Source organism: Mycobacterium celatum, from assembly GCF_002101595.1.
In the GTDB taxonomy this organism is placed as follows: Bacteria; Actinomycetota; Actinomycetes; order Mycobacteriales; family Mycobacteriaceae; genus Mycobacterium; species Mycobacterium celatum.
Window position 1 is genome coordinate 1 of sequence record NZ_LQOM01000008.1, and the last position, 1,757, is coordinate 1,757.

The 1,757-nt window shown below is 65.2% G+C and carries 1 protein-coding gene; it reads left to right on the forward strand.

The window, feature by feature from the left end; all coding sequences use genetic code 11:
- Positions 1-1,757, forward strand: a 1,757-nt coding sequence (locus AWB95_RS00975) for a non-ribosomal peptide synthetase (protein ID WP_139818438.1), incomplete at both ends; no start/stop codon positions are given.

Below are 1,757 nucleotides of genomic sequence, written 5' to 3' on the forward strand. Positions count from 1 at the left end.
CGGTTGGAGCGGGTGTTGGTGGGGATGGCGGCTGCTTCGGGTGGGTTGTTGTCGTCGTTGGGTGTGGTGGATGAGGTTGAGTGGGTTCGGTTGTTGGGGTGGGGTAATCGGGGGGTGTTGACGGGGTCGGCGGTGTCGGTGGGGTCGATTCCGGCGGTGTTTGGTGAGCAGGTGGTGCGTGCGCCGGAGGCGGTGGCGTTGTGTGGTGGGGGCCGCTCGGTGACGTATGGCGAGCTTGATGAGGCGTCGAATCGGTTGGCGCACTTGTTGGTTGGTTGTGGGGCGGGTCCTGGGCAGCGGGTGGGGTTGTTGTTGCCGCGTTCGGTTGAGGCGGTGGCGGCGATTTTGGCGGTGTTGAAGACCGGTGCGGCGTATGTGCCGATTGATCCGGCGGTGCCGGCGGCGCGGGTGGCGTTTGTGGTGGGTGATGCCGCGCCGGTGGCGGTGATCACCTCGGCGGGGTTGGTTGATCGGCTGGATGGGTTGGATGTGCTGGTCATCGATGTCGATGATCCGGTGGTGGATGCTCAGCCCAGTGCTGGTTTGCCGGTGCCGGCTGCTGATGATCTGGCGTACATCATTTACACCTCGGGTACGACGGGTGTGCCCAAAGGGGTTGCGATTTCTCACCGTAACGTGGTTGAGCTGATGGCGTCGTTGGGCGACAGCGTGGAGTTGGCCGGGCAGGTGTGGTCGCTGTGGCATTCGTTGGCTTTTGACGTGTCGGTGTGTGAGATGTGGGGTGCGCTGCTGCATGGGGGCCGGTTGGTGGTGGTGCCCGAGTCGGTGGCGCGCTCGCCGGAGGATTTCCACGCGTTGTTGGTGGCCGAGCAGGTCAGTGTGTTGAGTCAGACGCCGTCGGCGTTTTATGCGTTGCAGACTGCTGATGCGTTGGCGCCGGAGTTGGGTCGTCAGCTCAAGTTGGAGACGGTGATCTTTGCCGGGGAGGCGTTGGAGCCGGCGCGTGTGGGGGGGTGGTTGCAGCGTCATCCGGGGGCGCCGCGGTTGGTCAATATGTATGGGACCACCGAGACGACGGTGCATGCGTCGTTCCGCGAGATCGGCTCTGGTGATGTCGATAGTGCGGTGAGCCCGGTGGGGGTGCCGTTGGCTCATCTTGGGTTTTTTGTGCTTGATGGGTGGTTGCGGCCGGTGCCCGCCGGGGTGGTGGGTGAGTTGTATGTGGCCGGTCGTGGTGTGGGTTTTGGGTATGTGGGCCGGGCGGGGTTGACGGCGGGGCGGTTTGTGGCGTGCCCGTTTGGTGGTGTGGGGCAGCGGATGTATCGCACTGGGGATGTGGTGCGTTGGGATGCTGCTGGGCAGTTGGCCTATTTGGGGCGCGCCGATGAGCAGGTCAAGATCCGCGGGTATCGCATCGAGCTTGGTGAGGTGCAGGCTGCGTTGGCCGGCTGTGCGGGGGTGGGGCAGGCGGCGGTGATTGTCCGTGAGGACCGCCCCGGTGATAAGCGGCTGGTGGGCTATGTGACCGGTGCCGTCGACCCGGTGGCGGTGCGTGCCGCACTGGCCGAACGGTTGCCGGCCTACATGGTGCCCGCGGCGCTGGTCGTGCTGGACACGTTGCCGTTGACGGTCAACGGCAAACTCGACAAGCGTGCGCTGCCGGCACCGGAATACGCCGATGTGGATCGCTACCGCGCCCCGGCCAACGCCATCGAAGAACTGCTGGCCGGCATCTACGCCCAAGTCCTGGGCCTCGAACAAGTCGGCGTCGACGACTCCTTCTTCGAACTCGGCGG